A 2530-nucleotide genomic window follows, 5' to 3' on the forward strand; every position below is an offset into this window, starting at 1 on the left:
GGGCGGCTGCCGCCAGGACCCGCCGGGTGCCGTCGACGGCCGGCCCGACCAGCTCGTCCTCGTGCCGCGGCGGCGCGGCCGGGAACGGTGAGGCCATGTGCAGCACGTACTCCTGCCCGGCCACGGCGTCGTCCCAGCCGTCGTCGCGGGACAGGTCGGCCTCGACCAGCTCGAGGCGTCCGCCGACGGCGCCCGCGACCCGGTGCAGGTGCACAACGCGCGCGGGATCCCGCAGCGAGCGCACCGTCCCCCGCACCTCGTGACCGTTCCGGAGCAGCTCCTCGATCGCGTGCCCGGCGATGAATCCCGTGGCGCCGGTGACAAGAACCCTCGACATCGCATCTCCAGTCTGAGCAGTGTTCAGATTATGAGCACCGTATAGATTGCGGCCATGGAGGTCAACGGGTCACGCAAACGGGAGACGTACCACCACGGCGCGCTGCGCGAGGAGCTCGTCGAAGCCTGCGTGCGGCTCATCGAGGCCGAGGGGATCGCCGCCGTGAGTCTGCGGCGCGTCGCCCGCGAGGCGGGCGTGAGCCCGGGCGCGCCGTACCACCACTTCGCGGACCGGGCGGCCCTGCTGTCCGCGATCTCGGCCCGCGGCTTCGAGCTGCTCACCCAGGACCTGCTGGGCGCAGTCGGCCGGCGGGGTACCACGTCGGGCGGCGACGAGGTGGCGCGGACGGTCGCCGCCTACGTCGCCTTCGCCCGGCGGCAGCCGGGCCACTTCCAGGTGATGTTCCGTCCCGAGCTCTCCGAGCCCGAGAAGCATCCGGCCGTGCAGGAGGCCGGCGACGCCGCGCTCCAGGTGCTGACCGAACTGGTCGGCCGGCTCGGCGTCGCCGACCCGCACGCGCTCGGTCTCACGCTCTGGGCCACGGGTCACGGCCTGGCGGCGCTGGCGCTCGACGGCCTGCTCACCCAGAAGGCCGAGACCTGGGACACCGACCCCGACGACCTGCTCGCCCGCGCCGTCGGCCAGATCGGCCGGTCGGTCGACGCCCTCACCGGACTGCCCGGCGAGACACGACAGCACGAGGCCTGACCCCGCCGCGCAGCGGGGTCACGCCAGGTCAGGCCGGGGTCACGCCCAGCGCTCGCCGCGCCGGTTGGGTTCCTCGACCGGCGCCGCGTCCACGAACGTCCGCGCCCGGACGGCGCCGTCGTCGTCCACGAGCCACAGGTGCAGGCGAGCCGACGCCGCCGGGGCGGGCGGCGGCACCGTGACCCGGACGGCCGGGCTGAGGACGAACGGCTTGGCCTCGATGGTCTGCGGCACGACGCCGGACGATCCAACGTCGCCCTCGAGCCGAGCCTCGGCGAAGGGCGTGCCCGCCGGAACCCAGGCCGCGCGAACCTGCCCGCGCACGACCCCCGGGCCGTGGTGCGAGACGTGCACGTCGAGGTCGAGCTCGGCGTCCGGCACGGGGAGGTCGGCGCCCGCGTGTGCGGGGACCAGGTCGACCACGAGCACCGTCTCGGCGTTCATGTCGCGGGGTTCGAGGCCGCCACGGTCCTTGGGCCGGCGGTCGACGTCGAGCAGGCCCGCCATCTCGTGCTCGACGTCGGTCAGCTCCGTGTAGACGTAGCCGGCGAACCGGTCGTGCCGGCGCAGCTCCTGGGTCTGCCAGCGCAGGTGCCAGGCCCGTTCGAGGCTGGTGAACCCCGCCCCGTACTCGCTGTTCAGCACGGGCAGGCCGGTGCGCGGGTGGTCCGCCGACCCGTAGAGCGACTTCTTCGCCAGGAAGTCCGGCGCCAGCCGCACGGGGAAGGCCTCGTTCGAGCCGTCCGCGAGCTCCGCGACGTTCGCGGCCCAGGCGGCTGGGTCCTCGTCGTAGTAGTGCCAGTCCACGAGGTCGGTGCGGACGTGGGCCCAGCCGGAGTTCTCGACGATCGGACGGGTGTCGTCGAGGGCGCGCAGCGTGTCGTAGGCCCGGACGGCGGCGGCAGCGCGGTCGGCGCTGCCGGGGATGTCCCAGTCGAGGCCCCACTCCTCGTTGTAGAGGCCCCAGATCACGATGCTCGGGTGGTTGCCGTCGCGCTCGACCATGGGCGCGACCTGCTCCTCGAAGGCCCGCGCGGCCTCGGGGCTGAACCGGCTGGGGGCGGGCGGCTCGGCCCAGACCAGCATGCCGGTGCGGTCGGCGTGGTGCAGCCAGCGCGGGTCCTCCAGCTTGATGTGCTTGCGGACCAGGTTGTAGCCGAGGTCGCGGGCGTGCTCCAGGTCGGCGACCAGGGTGTCGACGTCGGGGGCGGTGAGCCCGGAGTCGGGCCAGTAGCCCTGGTCGAGCACGCCGCGCAGGTAGATCCGCTCGTCGTTGAGATACAGGTGCTCGCCCCGGCGGTCGATGCGGCGCAGCCCGCCGGTGACCGCGACGACGTCGGGTTCGGCGGCGCCGGCGGCCCGGCTCGTCACCGTGAGCACGTACAGGTGGGGGTCCGCCGGGCTCCACAGCCGGGGTTCCGTGATCTCGATCCGGCCCGACGCCGCGCCCGCGCCGTCGGCGACCAGCTCGACCCGCTCCCCCGC

The 2530-nt window shown here is 74.2% G+C and carries 3 protein-coding genes; 1 reads left to right on the plus strand and 2 read right to left on the minus strand.

The window, feature by feature from the left end; all coding sequences use genetic code 11:
• Positions 1 to 337: NAD-dependent epimerase/dehydratase family protein (locus PROKR_RS20805; RefSeq protein WP_036966775.1), on the minus strand; the 337-nt coding region annotated here is incomplete at its 3' end.
• A gap of 54 nt (positions 338 to 391) precedes the next feature.
• Between PROKR_RS20805 and PROKR_RS20810 the strand changes: the two genes are divergently transcribed.
• Positions 392 to 1045 (plus strand): TetR/AcrR family transcriptional regulator, encoded by a 654-nt coding sequence (locus PROKR_RS20810; RefSeq protein ID WP_036966778.1) that lies wholly within the window; start codon positions 392 to 394, stop codon positions 1043 to 1045.
• Positions 1046 to 1084: 39 nt separating this feature from the next.
• Here the strand turns inward: PROKR_RS20810 and PROKR_RS20815 are convergent.
• On the minus strand, positions 1085 to 2530 hold a 1446-nt coding region (locus PROKR_RS20815), incomplete at its 5' end, for a glycoside hydrolase family 2 TIM barrel-domain containing protein (RefSeq protein ID WP_051433202.1).

It is taken from the genome of Promicromonospora kroppenstedtii DSM 19349 (assembly GCF_000515355.1).
In the GTDB taxonomy this organism is placed as follows: Bacteria; Actinomycetota; Actinomycetes; order Actinomycetales; family Cellulomonadaceae; genus Promicromonospora; species Promicromonospora kroppenstedtii.